The 21,951-nt window shown below is 65.1% G+C and carries 23 protein-coding genes; 4 read left to right on the top strand and 19 right to left on the bottom strand.

Translation table 11 applies throughout. The annotated features are described in order from the left end of the window. The first annotated feature begins 29 nt into the window (after nucleotides 1-29). The gene (gene hslU, locus F462_RS05890) at nucleotides 30-1,364 is read left to right on the top strand and encodes an ATP-dependent protease ATPase subunit HslU (RefSeq protein ID WP_018141093.1); all 1,335 of its coding nucleotides are present in this window, start codon (nucleotides 30-32) and stop codon (nucleotides 1,362-1,364) included. Nucleotides 1,365-1,418: 54 nt separating this feature from the next. Here hslU and F462_RS05895 read toward each other — a convergent pair whose 3' ends face one another. After that, complete coding sequence (locus tag F462_RS05895) at nucleotides 1,419-2,321, bottom strand: lysophospholipid acyltransferase family protein (protein WP_038052352.1); 903 nt, start codon at nucleotides 2,319-2,321, stop codon at nucleotides 1,419-1,421. Beyond that, the gene (locus tag F462_RS05900) at nucleotides 2,296-3,102 is read right to left on the bottom strand and encodes a PP-loop family protein (protein WP_038052354.1); all 807 of its coding nucleotides are present in this window, start codon (nucleotides 3,100-3,102) and stop codon (nucleotides 2,296-2,298) included. The genes F462_RS05895 and F462_RS05900 overlap by 26 nt, the downstream gene beginning before the upstream one ends. Nucleotides 3,103-3,354: 252 nt before the next feature. Here F462_RS05900 and F462_RS05905 point away from each other — a divergent pair, with 252 nt between their 5' ends. The 3 genes from F462_RS05905 to dtd all read left to right on the top strand — a co-directional run bounded on the left by F462_RS05905 (nucleotide 3,355) and on the right by dtd (nucleotide 5,163). Beyond that, the gene (locus tag F462_RS05905) at nucleotides 3,355-3,666 is read left to right on the top strand and encodes a hypothetical protein (RefSeq protein ID WP_018141096.1); all 312 of its coding nucleotides are present in this window, start codon (nucleotides 3,355-3,357) and stop codon (nucleotides 3,664-3,666) included. Nucleotides 3,667-3,733: 67 nt separating this feature from the next. Further along, on the top strand, nucleotides 3,734-4,720 hold the full coding sequence (pip, locus tag F462_RS05910) for a prolyl aminopeptidase (protein WP_038052356.1): 987 nt from the start codon (nucleotides 3,734-3,736) through the stop codon (nucleotides 4,718-4,720). Continuing rightward, nucleotides 4,717-5,163: a D-aminoacyl-tRNA deacylase gene (gene dtd / locus F462_RS05915; RefSeq protein WP_038052358.1), complete on the top strand. Its 447-nt coding sequence runs from the start codon at nucleotides 4,717-4,719 to the stop codon at nucleotides 5,161-5,163. The genes pip and dtd overlap by 4 nt, the downstream gene beginning before the upstream one ends. A gap of 376 nt (nucleotides 5,164-5,539) precedes the next feature. Here the strand turns inward: dtd and F462_RS05920 are convergent, their stop codons facing one another. From F462_RS05920 to mnmE, 17 genes are all read right to left on the bottom strand, one after another. Beyond that, nucleotides 5,540-5,836 carry a hypothetical protein gene (locus tag F462_RS05920; RefSeq protein ID WP_038052360.1) on the bottom strand — a complete coding sequence of 99 codons (297 nt, stop codon included), beginning with the start codon at nucleotides 5,834-5,836 and terminating at the stop codon, nucleotides 5,540-5,542. 106 nt (nucleotides 5,837-5,942) lie between these two features. Further along, a complete protein-coding gene (gene glmS, locus F462_RS05925) occupies nucleotides 5,943-7,793 on the bottom strand; it encodes a glutamine--fructose-6-phosphate transaminase (isomerizing) (RefSeq protein ID WP_038052363.1) in 1,851 nt (616 codons plus the stop codon). 3 nt (nucleotides 7,794-7,796) lie between these two features. After that, nucleotides 7,797-9,131 (bottom strand): bifunctional UDP-N-acetylglucosamine diphosphorylase/glucosamine-1-phosphate N-acetyltransferase GlmU, encoded by a 1,335-nt coding sequence (gene glmU, locus F462_RS05930; RefSeq protein WP_038052366.1) that lies wholly within the window; start codon nucleotides 9,129-9,131, stop codon nucleotides 7,797-7,799. Nucleotides 9,132-9,258: 127 nt separating this feature from the next. After that, a complete protein-coding gene (locus F462_RS05935; protein ID WP_018141102.1) occupies nucleotides 9,259-9,678 on the bottom strand; it encodes a F0F1 ATP synthase subunit epsilon in 420 nt (139 codons plus the stop codon). Nucleotides 9,679-9,690: 12 nt separating this feature from the next. Continuing rightward, the gene (atpD, locus tag F462_RS05940; RefSeq protein WP_038052369.1) at nucleotides 9,691-11,067 is read right to left on the bottom strand and encodes a F0F1 ATP synthase subunit beta; all 1,377 of its coding nucleotides are present in this window, start codon (nucleotides 11,065-11,067) and stop codon (nucleotides 9,691-9,693) included. A gap of 54 nt (nucleotides 11,068-11,121) precedes the next feature. Beyond that, nucleotides 11,122-11,982: a F0F1 ATP synthase subunit gamma gene (atpG, locus tag F462_RS05945; protein ID WP_018141104.1), complete on the bottom strand. Its 861-nt coding sequence runs from the start codon at nucleotides 11,980-11,982 to the stop codon at nucleotides 11,122-11,124. 12 nt (nucleotides 11,983-11,994) lie between these two features. Then, nucleotides 11,995-13,536, bottom strand: a complete 1,542-nt coding sequence (atpA, locus tag F462_RS05950) for a F0F1 ATP synthase subunit alpha (protein ID WP_018141105.1) — start codon at nucleotides 13,534-13,536, stop codon at nucleotides 11,995-11,997. 13 nt (nucleotides 13,537-13,549) lie between these two features. Next, complete coding sequence (locus F462_RS05955) at nucleotides 13,550-14,086, bottom strand: F0F1 ATP synthase subunit delta (protein ID WP_038052372.1); 537 nt, start codon at nucleotides 14,084-14,086, stop codon at nucleotides 13,550-13,552. Between the two features lie 9 nt (nucleotides 14,087-14,095). Continuing rightward, the gene (locus tag F462_RS05960) at nucleotides 14,096-14,566 is read right to left on the bottom strand and encodes a F0F1 ATP synthase subunit B (RefSeq protein ID WP_018141107.1); all 471 of its coding nucleotides are present in this window, start codon (nucleotides 14,564-14,566) and stop codon (nucleotides 14,096-14,098) included. 53 nt (nucleotides 14,567-14,619) lie between these two features. Continuing rightward, nucleotides 14,620-14,856, bottom strand: a complete 237-nt coding sequence (gene atpE / locus F462_RS05965; RefSeq protein WP_012983953.1) for a F0F1 ATP synthase subunit C — start codon at nucleotides 14,854-14,856, stop codon at nucleotides 14,620-14,622. A 53-nt stretch (nucleotides 14,857-14,909) separates the two neighbouring features. Next, complete coding sequence (gene atpB, locus F462_RS05970; protein ID WP_026181570.1) at nucleotides 14,910-15,752, bottom strand: F0F1 ATP synthase subunit A; 843 nt, start codon at nucleotides 15,750-15,752, stop codon at nucleotides 14,910-14,912. Nucleotides 15,753-15,783: 31 nt separating this feature from the next. After that, nucleotides 15,784-16,170, bottom strand: coding sequence for an ATP synthase subunit I (locus F462_RS05975; protein WP_038052375.1), 387 nt, complete (start codon nucleotides 16,168-16,170; stop codon nucleotides 15,784-15,786). 108 nt (nucleotides 16,171-16,278) lie between these two features. Beyond that, nucleotides 16,279-17,121: a ParB/RepB/Spo0J family partition protein gene (locus tag F462_RS05980; RefSeq protein ID WP_038052378.1), complete on the bottom strand. Its 843-nt coding sequence runs from the start codon at nucleotides 17,119-17,121 to the stop codon at nucleotides 16,279-16,281. A 44-nt stretch (nucleotides 17,122-17,165) separates the two neighbouring features. Next, the gene (locus F462_RS05985) at nucleotides 17,166-17,921 is read right to left on the bottom strand and encodes a ParA family protein (protein WP_038052381.1); all 756 of its coding nucleotides are present in this window, start codon (nucleotides 17,919-17,921) and stop codon (nucleotides 17,166-17,168) included. Between the two features lie 3 nt (nucleotides 17,922-17,924). Further along, on the bottom strand, nucleotides 17,925-18,548 hold the full coding sequence (rsmG, locus tag F462_RS05990; RefSeq protein ID WP_038052385.1) for a 16S rRNA (guanine(527)-N(7))-methyltransferase RsmG: 624 nt from the start codon (nucleotides 18,546-18,548) through the stop codon (nucleotides 17,925-17,927). After that, on the bottom strand, nucleotides 18,538-20,412 hold the full coding sequence (mnmG, locus tag F462_RS05995) for a tRNA uridine-5-carboxymethylaminomethyl(34) synthesis enzyme MnmG (RefSeq protein WP_038052388.1): 1,875 nt from the start codon (nucleotides 20,410-20,412) through the stop codon (nucleotides 18,538-18,540). Before mnmG ends, rsmG begins: the two co-directional genes overlap by 11 nt. Nucleotides 20,413-20,628: 216 nt before the next feature. Continuing rightward, nucleotides 20,629-21,948, bottom strand: coding sequence for a tRNA uridine-5-carboxymethylaminomethyl(34) synthesis GTPase MnmE (mnmE, locus tag F462_RS06000; RefSeq protein WP_038052389.1), 1,320 nt, complete (start codon nucleotides 21,946-21,948; stop codon nucleotides 20,629-20,631). Nucleotides 21,949-21,951: the final 3 nt, after the last annotated feature.

The following is a 21,951-nucleotide window of genomic DNA, read 5'->3' on the forward strand; positions in this document are numbered from 1 at the left end:
CCAAGCGATTCGACCAAGGCCCGATAGCCATGACCGACATGACCCCCCGCGAGATCGTCCAGGAACTGGACCGCTACATCATTGGCCAGGACGAGGCCAAGCGCTCCGTGGCGGTTGCCCTGCGCAACCGCTGGCGCCGCCGCCAGCTGCCACCGGAGCTGCAGCCGGAGGTCACGCCCAAGAACATCCTGATGATCGGCCCGACCGGCGTCGGCAAGACCGAGATCGCCCGTCGCCTGGCGAAATTGGCGCGCGCACCCTTCATCAAGATCGAGGCGACCAAGTTCACCGAAGTGGGCTATGTCGGGCGCGATGTTGAGTCGATCATCCGCGATCTTGCGGAGGCCGCGGTCAAGCAGCTGCGCGATGAAGCAATCAAGGAAAATCGCGTGAAGGCCGAGGATGCTGCCGAGGAACGCATCCTCGATGCCCTGTTGCCGCGACCGCGCAACGCCGGCTTCACCGAATCGGAGCCGGAGGATTCCAACAGCGAGACCCGCCAGAAGCTGCGCAAGCGCCTGCGCGAGGGTGACATGGACGATCGCGAGATCGACATCGAGGTCTCGCAGAATCCGCAGGGGGTGGAGATCATGACGCCGCCGGGCATGGAAGAAATGGCCAGCCAGCTGCAGTCGATGTTCCAGAACCTTGGGGGCCAGAAGACCCGCTCGCGGCGGCTCAAGATTGCCGAGGCGCGCAAGTTGCTGATCGAGGAAGAAGCGGCACGCCTGATCAACGAGGAAGAGCTGAAGCTGCAGGCGATCGAGCGGGTGGAACAAAGCGGTATCGTGTTTCTCGACGAGATCGACAAGGTGGCCAAGGGCAGCGAAAAGACCAGCGGAGGTGAGGTCTCCCGCGAGGGCGTGCAGCGCGACCTGCTGCCGCTGATCGAGGGCACCACGGTCTCGACCAAGCTCGGGATGGTGCGCACCGATCACATCCTGTTCATCGCCTCGGGTGCCTTCCACCTGTCCAAGCCATCCGACCTGGTACCGGAGCTGCAGGGCCGGTTGCCGATCCGCGTCGAACTGGACTCGCTGTCGGTGGATGCGTTCGTACGCATCCTGACCGAGCCCACGGCCTCGCTGACCGAGCAGTACACCGAACTGATGAAGACCGAGGCGGTGGAGCTGCGCTTCGAGGAGGATGGCGTGCGGCGCCTGGCCGAGATCGCGTTCGACGTGAACTCGCGCACCGAGAATATCGGCGCACGCCGCCTGCACACGGTTCTGGAGCGCCTGCTGCAGGACGTCGCGTATCGCGCCCCTGATGTCGACGGTGCCGTGATCGTGGACCGGGCCTTCGTCGACGAGCGCCTGGGCGACCTGGTCGAGGACGAGGACCTGTCGCGCTACATCCTCTGAGCCGCCAGCGTGATGACCCTGCCATCCAGCGCCGAGGCGCGCCCGTAGGGGCGCTCAAGCCTTGCGATAGGGGTCCAGCCAGCCCTCCGGGGCGGGGTGGAAGCGCTTGTAGGCCCAGTTGTACTGCTCGGGGCAGCGGCGGACCAGCGTCTCCACATGGGCATTGATGGCAGCGGCCGCTCGGGCGAAGTCGCGATCGCCCACCTCGGGCCCGGCCTCGATCTCGTGATAGCGGAAACCCCGCCCCTTGGGCAGGCGCTCGGCAAACAGGAACACCACATGATCCGTCCGCCCGCGCAGTAGCCGCGGCAACAGGGTCATGGTCAGGGCGGGGCGGCCAAAGAACGGCGCGTGCTGGCCCGAGGCGCCCTTGGGGCTCTGGTCCGGGAGGATGCCGATGATCTCGCCGCGATCGCGGGCCTGCTGCAGGATACGCAGGCCACTGCGATCGGCCGGGGCCAGTTCGGCCCCGGTGGAGGCCCGGGCCTCACGGACCCAGCGGTCGATCTCCGGCGTCTTGAATGGGCTGTAGAGCGTGGCCATTGCCCCATGCTGGGCGGCCTGCAGGCCCGCGAACTCCCAGGAACCCAGATGCGGGGCACAGAGGAACAGTGCCTGGCCCGCCGGGCGCGCCCGCAGGCGTGCGTATTGCGGCGGTTCAATCGCGAGATGCTGCAGGGTCTCGGGACGTGACTGCCACAACCAGGGAGACTCGGTCAGGGCCTGACCCATGGCCATCAGGGAACGGCGCCCGACACGCCGGTGCCAGGCCGGGTCCTTCTCCGGGAAACACAGCGCCAGGTTGATGCGCGTGATCCGGGCCGCGCGAGTTGGGAAATACCACACCAGCGTCCCCACCGCGCCGCCCAGCGCATGGTTGATCCGCAGGGGCAGTCGCGCCAGCAGACGCAGCGCACCGCCGATCAGGCGGTCACGCAGATGCCGACGTTGGGCCATGGGCTGGGGCTTCGGGGTGGTCGGTGTCGGCCTGGGCTGGCGTGCGCGGCGGGATGCCGCCCTCGGTCATCAGCGGCTTGAGCGTGGTGCGCAGGTTGCGGAACAACCGCGGGTGACTGGCCTCCTCCTGCGCCAGGAGCTGCTTCATATGCTCGCGCTGGGTGGGCATGGCAAAGCAGGCCGGGCAGTTGTCGAGAATGATCGGGAGCCCGGCAGCGTCGGCGAAGTCGCGGGTCTGGCGCTCGCGCACGTAGACCAGCGGGCGGATCACCCGCAGATCACCCGCATCGATCGCGTAGTGGGCCTTCATGGTCCGCAGCTGGCCGCCGTGGAAGGCGCTCATCATAAAGCTCTCGGCAAGATCGTCGAGGTGCTGACCGAGGGCGAGCACGTTGTAGCCCTGCTCACGCGCGGTACGATACATCAGGCCGCGCTTCATCCGCGAGCAGAAGGAACAGAACGAGTCATTGTCCATGTGCGCATCCGCCAGCTCCGCGATCGGCTCGGACACGAAGTGATATGGGATGCCGTAGCCGCCGAGGTAATCCATCAGACGTTGCGGCTCGAAACCCTCAATCTCCGGGTTGATCGTCACCGCACCGACCTCGAAGCGTACCGGGGCCCGCCGCGACAGGTTGTGCAACAGCCACAACAACGTCAGCGAATCCTTGCCGCCGGACAGACCAACCAGGATGCGGTCACCGTCCCGAATCATGTCGAAATCGGCGATGGCGCGCCCGGCCAGACGGCGGATCGAGGTGGGAACGGATGGTGTCTCCATGGCCCCGCAACATAGGGCGCAGACGGCCACTGCGCAAGGGCGACCGCCACGAATAGGGGCGTTGTGCGCAAGCGTGCCTGCTTAGGGTGAGGCGCGCACCGACGCGGTGCGGTTCGCGCCATGGACGCACCCGGGATGGGCAAGACGCCCCACGCATGCCCACGCTTGACCTCCACGACGCCGCCACAGGCAGCACGACCGTTGGCACTCGGCTTGCAAGCAGTCAGATGGGAAAGCCCTCCGGGAGGAGTCATGCACGACCGCAAGAGCCTGAGTCTGGCCGCCGAACTACGGCGCAATCTGCGCGCCGAGTTTCCCGCAGTGGCCAGGCTGTCGGTGAGCGACCCGGACTTCATGGAGGCGATCCTGGATTACGCCGGACGTTCGCAATCGAATATGGTCCAGGCAGCTGCCCTGACGCTGCGCAGCCAGCTGGAGGGGAGCGGGTACCTGAAGCGGCCCGAAGTGGAACGACCCAACAAGGAAGGCGGGTCATCCGCGTCACACGCCCATTCACCGAAGCGTCGCGTATACCGCGGGCGCATCATTGAGGATCCGGAATAGACCCGCATCAAGGGTTTCCCCGCTCGGGGATTTTGGCGACACTCGGGGTTTTGCCCGGAGAGCCGCGATGGACGCGCTGTACCCCGAGATCGAACCCTACGGCATGGGCCGCCTGAAGGTCGGCGACGGCCACGAACTCTATTTCGAGGAATGCGGGAACCCGGACGGCATGCCGGTGGTGTTCCTGCACGGTGGCCCGGGCTCCGGGTGCGAAGGCTGGCACCGCCGGTTTTACGACCCGGAGCGCTACCGCATTGTATTGTTCGATCAGCGCGGCTGCGGACGTTCGACGCCGCACGCCAGCCTGGAGGCGAACACCACCTGGCATGTCGTCGCCGACATCGAGCGCCTGCGCGAGCACCTGGGGGTCGAACGCTGGGTGGTGTTCGGCGGCTCCTGGGGCTCCACGCTAGGACTCGCCTATGCTCAGACCCACCCCGCACGCGTGCTGGGGCTGGTGTTAAGGGGAATCTTCCTGTGTCGGCCCCAGGACATCCAGTGGTTCTACCAGACAGGGGCCGATCGCCTGTTCCCGGAGGCCTGGGCCGACTACGAGTCGCAGATCCCCGAAGCGGAACGCAGTGACATGGTCGCGGCCTATTACCGCCGGCTGACGGGCGACGACCGCGCCGTGCGCGAGGCGGCGGCCCGGGCCTGGTCTGGATGGGAGGGCCGCACCTCCTGCCTGATTCCGAACGAGAACGTGATCGCGCATTTCGAGGAGCCGGACGTCGCGGTCAGCCTGGCCCGGCTCGAGTGCCACTACTTCATGAACGACACCTTCCTCGAGCCCGATCAGCTCCTGCGCGATGCCGGACGCCTGCGGGACATTCCGGGCGTTCTGGTGCACGGGCGCTATGACGTGGTTTGCCCGGTGAATCAGGCGGTGGCCCTGCACCGTGCCTGGCCGCAGGCCCGGCTGGAGATCGTGGCGGATGCCGGGCATTCGGCGGCCGAGCCCGGCATCGTCCGGCGGCTGGTGGCGGCAACCGACCAGCTCGCCGCGGATCTGGCCGGCATGGTGGAACCCGGTACCGGCAGGGCACACGCGTGATCGCACTGATTCAACGGGTCCGTGAGGGGCGGGTCGCCATCGAGGGAGAGGAGGTTGGCGCGATCGGCGAGGGGCTGCTGGCGCTGGTCGCCGTGGAGCCGAGCGATCGTGAGGCCAGCGTGGAGCGCATGCTGGACCGGCTACTGGGATACCGTGTGTTTACGGACGAGACCGGCCGAATGAACCGGTGCCTGGGCGAGACCGGGGGCGGGCTGCTGCTGGTTCCCCAATTCACGCTGGCGGCGGATACTCGCAAGGGCATGCGCCCGAGCTTCTCCGGCTCGGCGAGTCCCGAGCACGGGGCCGCGCTGTTCGAGCGACTGGTGGAGCGCGCCGCTGAGCGGCATCACCCCGTCGCCAGCGGTCGCTTCGGTGCCGACATGCAGGTGAGCCTGACCAACGACGGGCCCGTCACCTTCTGGCTTGAGGCCCGGGGGCCGTAGCGCCCTGCCGAGTGCACGCGGAAGGTCAAGGGCGGATTGCACCACGAAGGACACGAAGAAACGAAGGACGGCGAAGGGCGGCTTTACCACAGGGAATACGGAGAACACGGAGGAAACCCCTAGAAGGGTTCCCCGGATAAGGGCTCTGTGGGTGCGAGAGAGATGCGGGGTAGGGCCGGGATGATCCATCACCTGGCGGTCCCACGGCATTCCATTCAAAACCTTCATCCGCTTCCCGTCTTCCTGTGAAAGGCCCTTGACCCGCCATTCTCCGGATCCTCTGTGGCCTCTGTGGTGAACAAGCGGGTGTCGGAATACCCCAAAACAAAAAGACCCGGCACGAGGCCGGGTCCCGGGGTTCGCTGCGTGCTGCGGATCAGGCCGCGCGGCGCAGGAACGGGCGCTGGCCGGACTGCACCGCACGACGGATGAAGTCGGCTCGGCCGGCCTCACGGTGGTTCAGATTGTCGGCGCACTGCGACGGCTCGTAGGCGGCTGCGGAGAGCATCACTTCCAGCTCGCACAGATCGACCTTCGGCTGGGTCAGCTCGTCCGGGTTGGTGTTGAGCTTGCGGCCCACTTCCCAGAACATCCGCGGATTCCACAACTTGGTCTGGATACGCGGGGACTGAAACAGGGAAACGCAGCGGTTGTTGAGCTCTTGCTGATCCATAAGGTACTCCTGTGACAGGTTATTCAAGCGCGCCCGAATCTAGCGGACCCGGGGCGCGAATACAAGCGTTTCCTGATGGATTGAACCGGTTGGCGGCTACGGCGGGCTACTCGACGGTCACCGACTTGGCCAGGTTGCGCGGCTGGTCAACATCCGTCCCCTTCAGCACCGCCGTGTGATAGGCCAGCAGCTGCAACGGGATGGTAAACAGGATCGGGGCCAGCCAGGGGCTGACGGTGTCGGTCTGGGGCAGGCCGATCCAGGTATCTTCCGGCGCGAGCGCACGCGCCGCACTGGACTCACCGATCACGATCAGCTGGCCGCCGCGGGCCCGAACCTCCTGAAGGTTGCTCGATAGCTTCTCCAACTGGGCATCGTCCGGTGCCACGGCGACCACCGGCATCTCGGTATCCACCAGTGCCAGGGGTCCGTGCTTCAGCTCACCGGAGGGATAGGCCTCCGCGTGGATGTAGGAGATCTCCTTCAGCTTCAACGCGCCTTCCAGCGCAATCGGGTAATGGGCGCCACGCCCCAGGAACAAGGCGTGCTGGCGTTCGAGGAGGTCCTCGGCGATGCGTGCGATGGGCGTATCGAGGGCGAGAATCCGGGCCACCTGTTCCGGCAGACTTCGCAAGGCGGCGACCGCTTCTGCGCACTCGGCCGCCGGCATACGCGCGGCCTTTGCAACCTGGCCCAGCAGAAGCACCAGGATGGACAGGGCCGCGAGCTGGGTGGTGAACGCCTTGGTGGAGGCGACGCCAATCTCGGGGCCGGCATGGGTCATCAATACAAGATCGGCCGCACGCGCCATCGTGCTCTCGGGCACGTTGCAGATCGCCAGTCGGGCCAGGAACGGCTCGTCCTGGGACTGGCGCAATACGGCGAGGGTGTCGGCCGTCTCTCCGGACTGCGAGATGACAACCAGCAGGGTCCCCGGTGCGAGGACATGGCGGCGGTAACGATACTCGCTCGCGACCTCGACCCGAGCCGGGAGGCCGAGATGTTCTTCGACCCAGTAGGCCGCGACCATACCGGCGTGATAACTCGTACCGCAGGCGACGATCTGAACGGCGGTGACGTCGGCCAGGCGCTTGTCGCTACCGGGTCCAAGGATGTTCTCGAGGACGGCGGACTCGCCCAGACGCCCCGACAGGGTCTCTTCCAGGGCGTGGGGTTGCTCGTAGATCTCCTTGAGCATGAAATGCCGGTACTCGCCACGATCCGCGATGCTGACCTGGCAGCGGCTTTCGCGGATTCCGCGCTCTACGGGGACGCCATTGGCGCCTTTGATCTCCACACCAGCTCGGGTAAGCCGCGCAATATCGCCGTCTTCGAGGTCGATGAAACGCTGGGTAACCGGCAGCAGGGCCTGGACGTCCGAGGCGGCGAAGGTCTCGCCAATGCCCAGGCCGATCAGGACCGGGCTCCCGGAGCGGGCCACGATCACTTCATCCGGGAAGTCGGCGAAGACCGCCGCAATCGCATAGGCCCCGTGAAGCTCGGCGCAGGTGCTGCGCATGGCCTCACACGGCGAGGCACCCGCCTCAAGGGCCTGTTCCAGCCAGTGGGCGATGACCTCGCTGTCGGTAGCTGAGATGCAGGGCCACCCTGCGGCATCCAGGCGGGCGCGCAGATCGGCATGGTTCTCGATAATCCCGTTGTGCACGATTGCCACGCGGCCGTCGCGTGACCGATGGGGGTGGGCGTTTTCCTCGGTCGGGGCGCCGTGCGTTGCCCATCGGGTATGGGCGATACCCACCGGACCCTGGGTACCCGCGGCATCAATGCGCTGTTCCAGGGCGGCGACCTTGCCAATCGCGCGGATATCCGCCACCGCCTGGTCGTTGATTACGGCGACCCCGGCCGAGTCATAGCCGCGGTATTCGAGGCGGTGCAATCCCTCGACCAGGACCGGGACCAGGTTCCGTTCGCCAATGCCTGCAACCAGTCCGCACATTGCTTAGGTTTCCTCTTTGTTGCCACGCTTTTTCGGCCGCGGCCAATCGCGGATGGTCCGGGGCCGCGCACGCGTGAGCGCCAGGGCGCCCGGCTCGACATCGTCCGACAGGGTGGACCCTGCACCAACGGTTGCATCGTCGCCGATTCGGATGGGCGCCACCAACGCGGTATTCGAACCGATAAAGGCGCGGGCACCAATCTCGGTTCGATGCTTGTTCGCGCCGTCGTAATTGCAGGTGATCGTGCCAGCTCCCAGATTGGCGCCCGCGCCAACCTCGGCGTCGCCGACATAGGTCAAATGGTTCGCCTTGGCCCCGGGCCCCAGTGTGGCGTTCTTGATCTCCACGAAGTTGCCCACGCGGGCACCGCGAGCGAGCTGCGTCCCCGGTCGCAAACGGGCGAACGGTCCGACGCGCGCATCTGCGTCAATCCGCACACCCTCGAGGACACAATAGGCGCCAAGCTGCGTTCCGGGGCCCACTTCGCAGTCCCGCAGGACGCAGCCGGGGCCAATGTAGACATCATCCGCGAGCGTGACCGTGCCTTCGATCACGACATTCACGTCGATCTCGCAATCGACTCCGAAACTGAGATCGCCTCGAACATCCAGGCGAGCGGGGTCCGCCAATGCGAGTCCCTCGCGCATCATCTGCGCGGCCAACTCGGACTGATAGAGGCGTTCCTGGACAGCGAGTTGCTGGCGATCGTTGACGCCGAGAACGGCAGAGGCATCGGTACTCTCGACGACCGTCACCGCGTGGCCGTCCATTCGCGCCCCCGCAACCACGTCGGTCAGGTACCACTCGCGGGCTCCCCCGGCGGCCGGCTCGCAGGCCTTCAGCCAGCGGCGCAGTTCGCCCGCAGGAGCGGCGAGAACGCCCGTATTGATGAGATCAACCGTCTTTTCATCCGGCGTGGCCTCCTTATCCTCGACAATCCGCTCGAGATGTCCGGCGGAATCCAGGATCAGGCGTCCGTACCCCGCGGGGTCGGCCACGCGAGCGGCCAGTACGGTGACCCCGTCGCCGGCGGCACAAGCCCGAAGGTCGGAGACCGGGATGCGCGGCACATCCCCGTAGGTGACCAGAACTCGCGCGGCTTCCGGAATGGTTTCGAGGGCGCGAAACACCGCATGTCCGGTGCCTCGGGGCTCCCCCTGGTCGACCCAGTCAATCGCCAGCGTGGATTCGCTGAACATCGCCCGAACCCGCTCTTGCTCGTGGCTAACGACCACATGGCAGGCCGCGACCTCAAGCGCGGACACGCGTTGTAGCACATGCGCGAGCAAGGGTCGCCCCGCAAGGGATTGGAGGACCTTTGGCTGGTGTGAACGCATGCGCGTTCCCTTTCCCGCCGCAAGTACCGCGATATGAAGTGGGCTCGTTTCAGGCATGGTTGCAATGATAAAGGGCCAACCGACATGGTTGGCCCTTAAGGTAGGTCATCCTTCGCAATTTGCCGAGTTATTTTCGGCGCAGCTTCTGGATCATCTGCAATCTGGCCGCCGCTTCGACCAGCTCGGCCTGAGCCTGGGCATAGTCGAAATCGGCCTTGGAGTTGGCCAGGGCCTCTTCCGCACGCTTCTTGGCTTCCAGCGCCTCGGCCTCGTCGAGGTCCTTGGCTCGGACCGCGGTGTCGGCCAGAACGGTCACATGGTAAGGCTGCACCTCGAGGATGCCGCCGGACACGAACACCGGTTGCGGATCTTCGCCTTCCTTTTCCAGGATGCGCAGCTCGCCGGGATTCAGCCGGGCGAGCATCTGGGTATGCCCGGCATACACGCCGACCTCGCCACCTTCGGCAGGTGCGGCGATCATCAGGGCCTTGCCGGAGTAGATCGACTCCTCCGCGCTGACCACATCCACATGCATAGTCATGGGCATAACGCCTGCTCCTTAGCCGAGCTTCTCGGCCTTTTCGACGGCTTCCTCGATGGTGCCGACCATGTAGAAGGCCTGCTCCGGCAGGTGATCGTATTCGCCGGCGACGATCGCCTTGAACGCACGGATGGTGTCCTTCAGGGAGACGTACTTGCCAGGCGCGCCGGTGAAGACCTCGGCGACGAAGAACGGCTGCGACAGGTAGCGCTGGATCTTACGTGCGCGGGCCACGACCAGCTTGTCGTCTTCCGACAGTTCGTCCATGCCGAGGATCGCGATGATGTCCTTCAGCTCCTTGTAGCGCTGCAGCGTACCCTGCACCGCACGGGCGGTATCGTAGTGCTCCTGCCCGATGATCTGCGGGTCCAGCTGACGCGAGGTGGAATCCAGCGGATCCACGGCCGGGTAGATGCCCAGCTCGGCAATCTGGCGCGACAGCACGACGGTCGCATCCAGGTGCGCAAACGTGGTGGCGGGGGACGGGTCGGTCAAGTCATCCGCCGGCACGTACACGGCCTGGATCGAGGTGATCGAGCCCTTCTTGGTGGAGGTGATGCGTTCCTGCAGCACACCCATCTCTTCCGCCAGGGTTGGCTGGTAGCCCACCGCGGAGGGCATACGGCCCAGCAGCGCGGAGACCTCGGTCCCGGCCAGGGTGTAGCGGTAGATGTTATCGATGAACATCAGCACGTCGCGACCTTCGTCACGGAAGAACTCGGCCATGGTCAGACCGGTCAGCGCGACCCGCAGGCGGTTGCCCGGCGGCTCGTTCATCTGGCCGTAGACCAGGGCCACCTTGTCGAGGACGTTGGAGTCCTTCATCTCGTGGTAGAAGTCGTTGCCCTCACGGGTACGTTCGCCTACGCCGGCGAACACCGAGTAGCCGGAATGCTCAATCGCGATGTTGCGGATCAGCTCCATCATGTTCACGGTCTTGCCCACGCCGGCACCGCCGAACAGGCCGACCTTGCCGCCCTTCGCGAAGGGGCACAGCAGATCGATGACCTTGATGCCGGTTTCCAGCAGCTCGGTGGAGCCCGCCTGCTCGTCGAAGGTGGGGGCGGCGCGGTGGATCGACCAGGTCTCCTGGGCTTCCACGTCGCCGGCGTTGTCCACCGGGCGGCCGAGGACATCCATCACACGGCCCAGGGTGCCCGTGCCGACTGGCACGGAGATGGGGCTGCCCGTCGCGGTCACGGGGGTCTGACGCTTGACGCCTTCCGTGGTACCCATGGCGATGGTACGCACGATGCCGTCGCCCAGCTGCTGCTGGACCTCGAGCGTCAGACCGTTTTCCAGGGTCAGTGCGTCGTAGATCTTGGGCACTTCGCCGTGGGGGAATTCCACATCCACGACGGCGCCGATGATTTCGACAATCTTTCCAGAACTCATTTGTTCATCCTCGTAAGTCGTAATTCGTGCCGAGTCGACCGATTCGTTTGGGCGCTAGACCGCTGCTGCGCCGCTGACGATCTCGGAGATCTCCTGAGTGATCGAAGCCTGACGCGCCTTGTTGTAGACGAGTTGCAGATCCTTGATCATCGTTCCGGCGTTGTCGGAGGCGGACTTCATGGCCACCATACGTGCCGCCATTTCGCAGGCCACGTTCTCGACCACCGCCTGGTAGATCAGGGACTCGACATAGCGCTCGAGCAGCGTATCCATCACCGGATGCGTGTCGGGCTCGTAGATGTAATCCCAGTGATGCTTGAGCGATTCGTCACTGCTCGGGGCCGTCGGCAACAACTGGGTCGCCTCGGGCTGCTGAGTCATCGTGTTGACGAACTGGTTCTCCAGCAGGACGACGCGATCGATCTTGCCGTCGCGGAAATCATCCAGGACCACCTTCACCGACCCGATCAGATCGTTGATGTGGGGACGGTCACCCAGATCCTTGGCCTCGGCCACGATGTTGCCGCCCAATCGCTTGAAGAACTGCAGCGCCTTGTTGCCGATCACACACAGGTCCACCTCGACGCCTTCGTCGCGGTAGCGGCGCATCTCGATGACGGCCTTCTTGAACAGGTTGGTGTTCAGCCCGCCACAAAGGCCGCGGTCCGTCGACACGATAATCAGCGCAACACGCTTGACCTCGCGCTCGACCATGAACGGATGCTTGTATTCCGCATTCGCCATGGCGACGTGACCGATCACGTCGTGAATCTTCTGGGCGTAAGGCCGGGACTCTTCCATGCGGTCCTGGGCCTTGCGCATCTTGGACGCCGCGACCATCTCCATGGCCTTGGTGATCTTCTGAGTATTCTGGATACTCTTGATCTGCGTCCGGATCTCCTTAGTGCCCGCCATTGCGTGCTCCCGTTACCAGCTGTGCTTGGCCTTGAACTCTTCCAGGGCCTTCTTCAGCTTTTCCTGGATAGAGTCGTTGTAGTCGCCAGTGCTGTTGATTTCGTCCAGGAGCTCCTTCTGCGAGGAACGCGCATAGGCGATCAGTTCCTTTTCGAAGCTCACGATCTTGTCCGCGTCGACGTCATCGAGGAAGCCCTCGTTGGCGGCGTACAGGGAGAAGGCCATCTCGCCAATGGACATCGGCTGGTACTGGCCCTGCTTCATCAGCTCGGTCACGCGCTTGCCGCGATCCAGCTGCTTGCGGGTCAGTTCGTCCAGGTCCGAGGCGAACTGCGAGAACGCCGCCAGCTCACGGTACTGGGCCAGCGCCAGACGCACGCCACCACCCAGCTTCTTGATGATCTTGCTCTGCGCGGCCCCACCCACTCGGGAGACCGACAGACCGGCGTTGATCGCCGGGCGGATACCCGAGTTGAACAGGTCGGTCTCGAGGAAGATCTGACCGTCGGTGATGGAGATCACGTTGGTCGGCACGAATGCGGACACGTCACCGGCCTGGGTCTCGATGATCGGCAGCGCCGTCAGCGAACCCGTCTGGCCCTTCACTTCGCCGTTGGTCTGTTCTTCGACGTACTCCGCATTCACGCGGGACGCGCGTTCCAGCAGACGGGAGTGCAGGTAAAAGACGTCACCCGGATAGGCTTCACGGCCCGGCGGACGACGCAGCAGCAGGGAGACCTGACGATAGGCCCAGGCCTGCTTGGTCAGATCGTCGTACACGATCAGGGCGTCTTCGCCGCGATCGCGGAAGTATTCGCCCATCGCGCAGCCGGCGTACGGGGCAATGAACTGCATCGCGGCCGACTCGGAGGCGTTGGCCGCAACGATGATGGTGTTATCCATCGCGCCGGCCTCTTCCAGCTTGGCCACCACGGAGGCCACCGAGGAGGCCTTCTGGCCAACCGCCACGTAGACACACTTAACGCCGGAGTCTTTCTGGTTGATGATCGCGTCGATCGCTACCGCGGTCTTGCCGGTCTGGCGGTCACCGATGATCAGCTCGCGCTGGCCGCGGCCAACCGGGACCATCGCGTCGATGGCCTTGATGCCGGACTGCAGCGGCTGATCCACCGACTGGCGCTCGATAACGCCCGGGGCGATCTTTTCGATCGGGCTGCTCAGGTCGGTGTTCACCGGGCCCTTGCCGTCGATCGGGCGGCCGAGGGAGTCGACCACGCGGCCGAGCATAGCCTCGCCGACCGGGACTTCCAGGATACGGCCGGTGCACTTGACCGTCTGCCCTTCGGTGATGTGCTTGTAGTCACCCAGGATCACGACACCGACGGAGTCACGCTCAAGGTTGAGCGCCATACCGAAGGTGTCACCAGGGAATTCGAGCATCTCGCCCTGCATGACGTCCCCCAGGCCGTGCACACGAGCGATACCGTCGGTCACGCTGACGACGGTGCCCTCGTTGGAGGCCTCGGAGGATGCATCGAATTTCTCGATGCGCTGTTTGATCAGATCACTGATCTCGGAGGGATTCAGTTGCATGATAAATGTCCTCTTAGCGACTCAAATTGGCTGCCAGGCGGTTCAGCTGGCCTCGCACGGAGCCGTCGATTACCAGGTCGCCGGCGCGGATGATGGCCCCTCCAAGAAGGGAGCTGTCGACCGAACACTCGAGATCGACTTCGCAACCCAGGCCCTTGGCCAGGGCGTCGTGGATCTCTTTCTCCTGCGCCTGCGTGAGCTTGCGAAACGCGGTGACGTCCGCTTGCACGCGCTGTTCGGCAGCGGCCTTCAGTTCTGCAAAGGCGTCGCGCAGCGCGGGCAGGGCCGGCAGGCGGCCGTTCTCGGCCAGCAAGCGGACCAGGTTCCCGGCCTCGGCGCCGATCTTGTCGCCGGCGACGTCCAGCACGAGCTGGGCGCGGTCCGGGCGCGGGAGCCGCGGATTGGAGAGGAGACTGTGCATCTGCGAGTCGCTGGCAATGGCGGCCAACAACTCGAGCTGCTCGGCCCAGCCAGCGAGATCGTTGGCCTCGCGGGCCCGCTCAAATGCTGCGCGGGCGTAGGGTCGGGCGACCGAAATCAGGTCTGACATAACGTCTCCTTAGAGCTTGGCCGCGAGCTTCTTCAGCAGATCGCCGTGAGCCTTGGCGTCAATCTCCTTGGCCAGGATCTGCTCGGCACCGGCAACCGCCAACTGGGAGACCTGCTTACGCAGCTCTTCCTTGGCACGGTTGAGTTCCTGCTCCATTTCGGACTGCGCCGCTTCCTTGATGCGCTCGCCTTCCTCACGGGCCGTGGTCTTGCTTTCCTCGACCAGCTCGTTGGCGCGCTTCTGCGCCGAGGCGACGATCTCGTTCGCCTGCTGCTTGGCGTCCTTAAGGACCTCGGTCGCACGCTCCTGGGCGAGCTCCTGCTCTTTCTCGCCACGTTCCGCGGCGGCCAGGCCGTCGGCAATCTTCTTGCGACGCTCTTCCAGGGCGGTGGAGATGGGCGGCCAGACGTAGCGCATCGTGAACCACACGAAGACGCTGAACGCGAGCAGCTGGCCGATGATGGTCAGATTGATATTCATCCTGCTACCTCGGGTTGACGAGTGTGAGGGATCCTCGGGACTCGGTCAGCCTCTTAGCCCAGGGCGAACAGAACGTACAGGCCGATACCCACGCCGATCATCGGCACGGCGTCGGTCAGACCCATCACGATGAAGAACTGGGTACGCAGCATCGGGATCAGTTCCGGCTGACGCGCGGCGCCTTCCAGAAAACGACCACCCAGGGTGCCCACGCCGATCGCGGCGCCGACAGCGGCCAGACCCAGGAGCAGAGAGCCAGCCAGAACGATCAAAGCGTTTGCCATTTCCATTTTTGTATCTCCAGTCGAGTGTTGAAACAGTCAGTTGAGTAGTGAAGTCGGAATCAGTGGTCTTCGCTGTACGCCATGTCGATGTAGACGACGGTGAGCACCATGAAGATGAAGGCCTGCAGCGGCACCACGAGGATGTGGAAAATCGCCCAGCCCACGTGCAGCACACCACCGGCCAGACCCAGGATCAGGCCCGCGGAGTACATCACGCCAATGAGGATAAAGATCATCTCTGCGGCGTAGAGGTTGCCGAACAGTCGCAGGGCGAGCGAGGCCGGCTTGGCCAGCAGGTTGATGAACTCCAGCACGAAGTTGATCGTCCAGAACAGCGGCTTCAGGAACACGATGTTCGTCTGGAACGGGATGCCGGTCAGTTCCTTGATGAAGCCGACGGGGCCCTTGATCTTCAGCGAGTAGTAGATGATCAGGATGAACACGCCCAGCGCGAGACCCGCCGTGACGTTGATATCCGTCGTCGGCACGATCTTGAAGTACGGGATGCCCAGCAGATAGGCGATGTGCGGGATCAGATCCACCGGCACCAGATCCATCAGATTGAGCAGGAAGATCCAGACAAATATAGTCAGCGCAAGCGGCGCGACCATATCGTTCTTGTGCTTGAAGGAGCCACGGACGTTGTCATTAACGAAGTCCATGGTCATTTCGACGAAGTTCTGCCAGCCGCCTGGGACACCAGCGGTGACCTTCTTGGCTGCGGCGCGGAACGTCAGGATAAACAGGAGGCCCAGCGCAATCGACCAGATCATGGAATCGACATGGATGGCCCAGAAACCCATCTCGGCCGCTTCGGTGCTGGTGGTGGCGAAGCTCATGCCGTTTTCGGGGTGTAGCCCGAACGTGAGGTTCGTCAAATGGTGAGCAATATGCTCTTCCATGGTGGGCAGTTCGCTTTCTGAAGCCATGCAGTTATCTCGTCATTGCTTGATCAGAAACCCGGTGGAGCCACCACAAGGGGGCCAGATGCACCAGGAGGAAGACACCGAACAGGGCCAATAGATCCGGCTCGTTCAGGTAAGCGAACGTCACACCAAAAGCCACCGCGATGATTGCCAATCGTCCCAACTGGGCGCCCATCATGCGGGCGGTTAGCGCACCCACCTGATCGGAACGGTAGGCCCTAAACACGACAACCGCGGCCACGGCGTTGCCGAGGGTCGCGGTCATGCCGCCCACCGCGGCCGAGATCGCCACGATCGGGGGAAACAGGGCCAAAAGCAGGCCCGATAGTATCAGCGTTAAGGCGAGCTGCAGGCCCAGCGATTGTTTTGCGTGGCTGAAGCGTCGCGGTGTCATTTAGCGGATGGGAACGCCCACCCCTCTCCCAAAAAGTGCGCGTAGTATAAGAGAGCGCTTGTATTGCGTCAAACCGCGCGGGGCCTGGTTTTGGGGGTAGCGGAGGCGTTACTGAATGTGCGCGAGGATGCCGTCGAGCTCGTCCAGACTATTGTATTCGATGACCAACCGGCCCTTTCCCTGGCGGTTGTAACGCACCTGAACGGCCGCGCCCAGCTGATCGGACAGCCGGCTCTCGAGCTGACGCACTTCGGGCGAGGGGGCAGCTTCTTTCTTCGGTTCCGGGGTGGCGGCAAGGACTTTCTTGACCAACTGCTCGGTGGCACGAACCGAGAGACCGCGCTTGACGACCGTGGCGGCGACACCGGGCTGGTCATCCAGCGGGACGGCCAACAGGCAACGCGCATGGCCCATCTCAAGCCGCCCCTCGTTCACATGTTCCTTGACGGTGTCGTGGAGTTCGAGCAAACGCAGCAGATTGGTGACCGAGGTCCGCGAGCGACCCACGGCATCAGCGGCCGCCTGGTGAGTCATCTCGAACTCGCCAATCAGCCGGCGAATGGCCTGGGCTTCCTCGAGAGGATTCAGATCCTCGCGCTGGATGTTTTCGATCAGCGCCATTGCGGCGGCGGCCTGATCGGGGATGTCGCGCACCACGGCCGGGACCGTCTCCAGGCCGGCGATCTGCGCGGCACGCCAGCGGCGTTCGCCGGCAATCAGCTCATAGCCCTCCTCCAGCCGCCGAACGACAACCGGCTGAACGATGCCCTGGGCGCGAATGGAATTTGCGAGCTCGGCCAGGGCCGCCTCGGCCATATGGACCCGCGGCTGGTACTTGCCACGCCGGATCTGCTCGATCGGGAGCTGTTCCAGGCTGTCGCTTTCGTCGCCACCGGCCTGGGCGCCGGAGAGCAGGGCATCCAGGCCTCGGCCCAATCCACGTTTCGCCATGGTCTGTCGTTCCTGCGGGCAGTCGGGTAAGGGGTTGGCGGCGATCAGCGCCGCAGCATCTCGCCGGCCAGGGCCAGGTAGGCCACCGCGCCGCGCGAGGAGGCATCATACAACAAGGCTGGCTGGCCAAAACTGGGGGCCTCGGCCAGGCGGATGTTGCGCGGGATCACCGTGCGAAAGACCCGCTCGCCGAAATGGCCGGTCAGTTGTGCGGAGACATCGCCGGACAGGCGGTTGCGCGGATCGAACATCGTGCGGAGCAAGCCGGAGATCCGCAGCTTCGGGTTGGGCCCCCGCTGGATGCTTTCGATGGTACGCATCAGGGCCGTCAGGCCCTCCAGCGCGTAGTACTCGCACTGCATTGGGATCACGACCCCGTCGGCGGCCACCAGTCCGTTGACCGTCAGCAGGTTCAACGAGGGCGGGCAGTCCACCAGGATGTAGTCATAATTCGCTGCGGCGTCCGCGAGGGCGTCCTGCAAGCGGTATTCGCGGCGCTCGGACTCCATCAAGCGGACTTCGGCCACGGTCAGGTCGCCGTTGGCCGGGACCAGATCGTAGCCGGCCTCGACCCGATGCGCGGCGCGCTCCACCGTGGTCTCGCCCAGCAGCAACTCGCAGGAGGTCGGGTCGTCGGCATGCTTGTCGACCCCCGAACCGGTGGTCGCGTTGCCCTGCGGGTCCAGGTCCACGACGAGCACACGCTTGCCCAACCGGCTCAGGGACGCCGCCAGATTGACGCAGGTGGTGGTCTTGCCGACTCCGCCCTTCTGATTGGTGATCGCGAGTGTATCGGTCACGGCTCAGGCTCTCTCGATAATGGCAACATGGCGCTCGGCCATTTCGCCAGGAATGGTAACTGGGTCCACGCGGTGATACGACCACGGCGCAGGTAATGGGTCGTCCACGACCCGCCGCTGGCCCAGCATGGCCAGTACACGACCCCCCGGCGCAACCGTGTGGCCCACCCGGTCCAGCATTTCGGCCGGGGCCTTGAAGGCACGCGACAGCACCGTGGTGTACAGCGCCTCGGGATGGAAATCCTCGATCCGAGAGTGCAGGGCTTCGACACCCGACAGACCGGTCAGGCCGATCACATTGCGCAGAAACCGAATGCGCTTGGCCGCGCTATCGAGCAGACAGAAGGCCTGTTCACGCTCGGTCGCTGCCAAAATAAAGCCCGGCAGCCCGGCCCCCGTGCCCACGTCAAGGACGCGCCCGCCCTGAAGATACGGGCGCAGGGTCAGGCTGTCGAGGATGTGGCGCGGGATCAACTGCGTCGGATCGCGCACCGCGGTCAGGTTATGTACCCTATTCCAGCGCACCAGTTCGGCAAGATACGTGGCCAGCACCGCGCAGGCTCGAGGATCCAGATCCCAGGTATCCGCATACGGCTCGAGCTGGGCCGCCCAGTCGCTACTCGCCACTGGCGCACTGCTTCAGGTGCACAGCCAGGGCTGACAGGGCGGCCGGGGTGACGCCGGGAATTCGCTGCGCCTGGGCCATGGTGTGCGGCCGTAACTCCGCCAGTTTCTGGCGAATCTCGTTCGACAATCCGTGAACTCGATGATAATCCAAGCTGTCCGGCAGAGCCGTCTGCTCGGCCTTGGCCTGGCGATTGATCTCGGCCTGCTGGCGCTCGATGTAGCCCGCGTACTTGGCCTGGATCTCGACCTGCTCGCGGACGTCCGGGGCACATTCAGCGGCCAACTCCGGCAGGGTCGCCATCAGACTCGCGTAGTCGGCCTGCGGTCGGCGCAGCAGATCCAGGACGGTGGCCTCGGGGTCGGGGGTGGCCCCCAGCAGCTCGGTCAGGGCAGCACGGTTACGCTGCTCGCGGTCCGGGCGCAGGCCGCTCAGGCGTTCGCGCTCCGCATCAATGGCCGCGGCGCGTGCCTCGAACCGTGCCCAGCGTGCATCGTCGACCAATTCGAACTCGCGGCCTACTGGGGTCAGACGCAGATCGGCGTTGTCCTCGCGCAGCAGCAGGCGATATTCGGCGCGCGAGGTGAACATGCGGTAAGGCTCCTGGGTGCCGCGGGTCACCAGGTCGTCGATCAGCACACCGATATAGGCCTCGGAGCGCTGCGGGATCCACGGCTCGGCCTCCTGCACCAGGCGCGCGGCATTCAGACCGGCGACCAGTCCCTGTGCCGCGGCCTCCTCGTAGCCGGTGGTGCCGTTGATCTGTCCGGCAAAGAACAGGTTGCCCACCTCGCGGGTCGCCAGGCTCGGGCGCAGACCGCGCGGATCGAAGTAGTCGTACTCGATGGCATAGCCCGGGCGGGTGATCCGCGCCTGCTCGAAGCCGGCGATGCTCTGCACCAGGGGTACCTGGATCGAATACGGCAGCGAGGTGGAGATCCCGTTCGGGTAGAGCTCATGGGTGGTGAGTCCTTCCGGCTCGACGAAGACCTGATGGCTGGTCTTGTCGGCAAAGCGCACGACCTTGTCCTCGATCGACGGGCAATAGCGTGGGCCAGTGCTGTCGATTTGGCCGCTGTACATCGGCGCCTGGTCCAGGTTCTCCCGGATCAGGTCATGGGTCTTCTCGCTGGTACGCGCAATATGGCAGGGACGCTGGGCCGGGTGATCGGCGGTCGACCCCATGAACGAAAACACCGGTCGCGGATCGTCCCCGGGCTGCGGCTCGAGCCGCGAAAAGTCCACGCTGCGCCCGTCGATGCGCGGCGGCGTACCGGTCTTCAAGCGTCCCACGGCAAAGGCCATCTCACGCAGACGCGCGGCCAGGCGCACGCTGGGCGGGTCGCCCGCACGCCCGCCGGGCTGCTGGGTTAGGCCGGTATGCATCTGCCCATTCAGGAACGTCCCGACGGTCAGCACCACGGCACGGGCCCCGAACGCGATCCCGGCCTCGGTCACGACCCCGGTGACCCGGTCACCGTCCAGAGTGATATCGGCCACCGGCTGCTGGAAGACCTCAAGGTTGGGTTCGGCTTCCACGAACTGGCGGATTGCCTGGCGGTACAGCTGCCGGTCGGACTGCGCCCGCGTGGCGCGCACGGCCGGACCCTTGCGCCGGTTCAGGATACGAAAGTGAAGCCCGGCGGCATCCGCGGCGCGGGCCATCACCCCGCCCAGGGCGTCGATTTCCTTGACCAGGTGGCCCTTGCCGATACCGCCGATGGCGGGGTTGCAACTCATCTGGCCGATGGTCTCGATGTTGTGGGTCAACAACAGCGTGCGCGCACCGCCGCGCGCCGCGGCCAGTGCGGCCTCGGTCCCGGCGTGTCCGCCGCCAATCACAATGACATCAAAAGCGTTTGCCATGGTCCTGCTATCCCGGCCAGTCTGTGGCCTGTGCCTGCACGCGGCGCGACCCCTTGGGGGGCCTCTAAAAATCGGAATTCTAGCAGGGAGTTACGCGCGCGCGAAGCGCCCCCGGACGCGGATGGTTTTCCGGGCACCCGGTGTCCTCGTTATTACGGGGTCGCGGCGGGGCCGCAGCAACTGCGGCGTGCGCTTCGGGCTCCGTCGGCGGCGTGGCTACTTGCCGATGCAGAACCCGGCGAAGATCTCGCCCAGCAGGGCCTCGTGGTCCTGCCGGCCAAGGAGTTCGTCCAGGGCGCGCTCGGCCAGGCGCAGTTCCTCGGCAATGAGGTCCGGCGGGGCGAGCGCGTCGATTGCGGCGAGATGGGTGGCCGCGGCGCGGAGTCCGTCGATGTGCCGGGCGCGCACGCTAAACCGTTGCGTGCCCCCGTCACCGACGCCGAGTTGGTTCACGATGGCTAGCTTGAGGGCCTCGACGCCCCGGCCCGTAAGGGCAGAGATCTGCAACCCGCCGCCGTCGCCGGCCGCAACAGACTGGTTGACCTGATCGCTCTTGTTCCACACCACGATACGGGGGATCGCCTCCGGTGCCTGAAGGTCCGGGCGTGCATCCGGCCGGGTCAGATCCCGCAATTCGAGAATGACGTCGGCACCGGTCGCGGCCTCGCGCGCCCGCTCCATACCAATGCGCTCTACCGGGTCCTCGCTGGCGTGCAGGCCCGCGGTATCGATGATCTCCACCGGAATGCCGTGGATCGCGATCGGCGAGCGCAGGACGTCGCGCGTGGTCCCGGGGCGATCGGTCACGATTGCGACCTCGCTCTCGGCGAGGCGGTTCATCAGACTGGATTTGCCGACGTTCGGGGCTCCGACCAGGGCCAGGCGCATGCCTTGAGCGAAGTAGCGCGCGGGACGGAGGCGTTCGAGCAACTGGCTTACCGTCTGGTGCAACGAGCCGGAACGATGCGCGATGTCGGCCGCCGCCTCGGACTCGAGATCGGTCTCGCCAAAATCGATCTCGGCCTCGATGATCACCCGCATCTCGCGGATCGCGCGGGATACGGGTTCCAGTTCGGTCGCCAGGGCGCCGTCCAGACTGGAGCGGGCCAGCCGCGCGGCCTCCTCGGTCTGGGCATGAATCAGGTCGGCGACCGCCTCGGCCTGCGCCAGATCCAGGCGGCTATTGAGGAAGGCCTGCTCGGTGAACTCGCCAGGCCGCGCGCGGCGGGCACCCTGGGCCACGCAGGTCTCGACGATGGCGTCCAGCAGGACGGGGCTGCCATGGCCCTGTAATTCGACCACGTCTTCGCCCGTGTAGGAATGCGGCGCCCGGAAGAACAAGGCAACCCCGTCATCCAGCGTGGCACCGCTCGAGTCACGGAGGGTGACGTAGTGGGCGTGGCGAGGAGACAGATCCACGCGCCCGGTGAGCCGCCGCCCAATGGGGAGTGCCTCGGGACCCGACAGACGAACCACGCCGATACCGCCGACCCCCGGCGGGGTGGCGACCGCGACGATGGTCTCCGCCACGGTCACGAC

The organism is Thioalkalivibrio sp. ALJ1 (assembly GCF_000745395.1).
GTDB lineage: Bacteria > Pseudomonadota > Gammaproteobacteria > Ectothiorhodospirales > Ectothiorhodospiraceae > Thioalkalivibrio.

Coding starts and splice junctions, on each gene's coding strand:
- atpG (WP_018141104.1), bottom strand. CDS start 11,982: ATGGCGGGCACTAAGGAGATCCGGACGCAGATCAAGAGTATCCAGAAT.
- pip (WP_038052356.1), top strand. CDS start 3,734: ATGGACGCGCTGTACCCCGAGATCGAACCCTACGGCATGGGCCGCCTG.
- hslU (WP_018141093.1), top strand. CDS start 30: ATGACCGACATGACCCCCCGCGAGATCGTCCAGGAACTGGACCGCTAC.
- atpE (WP_012983953.1), bottom strand. CDS start 14,856: ATGGAAATGGCAAACGCTTTGATCGTTCTGGCTGGCTCTCTGCTCCTG.
- atpB (WP_026181570.1), bottom strand. CDS start 15,752: ATGGAAGAGCATATTGCTCACCATTTGACGAACCTCACGTTCGGGCTA.
- glmU (WP_038052366.1), bottom strand. CDS start 9,131: ATGCGTTCACACCAGCCAAAGGTCCTCCAATCCCTTGCGGGGCGACCC.
- F462_RS05935 (WP_018141102.1), bottom strand. CDS start 9,678: ATGCCCATGACTATGCATGTGGATGTGGTCAGCGCGGAGGAGTCGATC.
- atpA (WP_018141105.1), bottom strand. CDS start 13,536: ATGCAACTGAATCCCTCCGAGATCAGTGATCTGATCAAACAGCGCATC.
- F462_RS05980 (WP_038052378.1), bottom strand. CDS start 17,121: ATGGCGAAACGTGGATTGGGCCGAGGCCTGGATGCCCTGCTCTCCGGC.
- F462_RS05975 (WP_038052375.1), bottom strand. CDS start 16,170: ATGACACCGCGACGCTTCAGCCACGCAAAACAATCGCTGGGCCTGCAG.
- F462_RS05960 (WP_018141107.1), bottom strand. CDS start 14,566: ATGAATATCAATCTGACCATCATCGGCCAGCTGCTCGCGTTCAGCGTC.
- F462_RS05895 (WP_038052352.1), bottom strand. CDS start 2,321: ATGGCCCAACGTCGGCATCTGCGTGACCGCCTGATCGGCGGTGCGCTG.
- F462_RS05905 (WP_018141096.1), top strand. CDS start 3,355: ATGCACGACCGCAAGAGCCTGAGTCTGGCCGCCGAACTACGGCGCAAT.
- mnmG (WP_038052388.1), bottom strand. CDS start 20,412: ATGGCAAACGCTTTTGATGTCATTGTGATTGGCGGCGGACACGCCGGG.
- F462_RS05900 (WP_038052354.1), bottom strand. CDS start 3,102: ATGGAGACACCATCCGTTCCCACCTCGATCCGCCGTCTGGCCGGGCGC.
- glmS (WP_038052363.1), bottom strand. CDS start 7,793: ATGTGCGGACTGGTTGCAGGCATTGGCGAACGGAACCTGGTCCCGGTC.
- atpD (WP_038052369.1), bottom strand. CDS start 11,067: ATGAGTTCTGGAAAGATTGTCGAAATCATCGGCGCCGTCGTGGATGTG.
- F462_RS05920 (WP_038052360.1), bottom strand. CDS start 5,836: ATGGATCAGCAAGAGCTCAACAACCGCTGCGTTTCCCTGTTTCAGTCC.
- F462_RS05955 (WP_038052372.1), bottom strand. CDS start 14,086: ATGTCAGACCTGATTTCGGTCGCCCGACCCTACGCCCGCGCAGCATTT.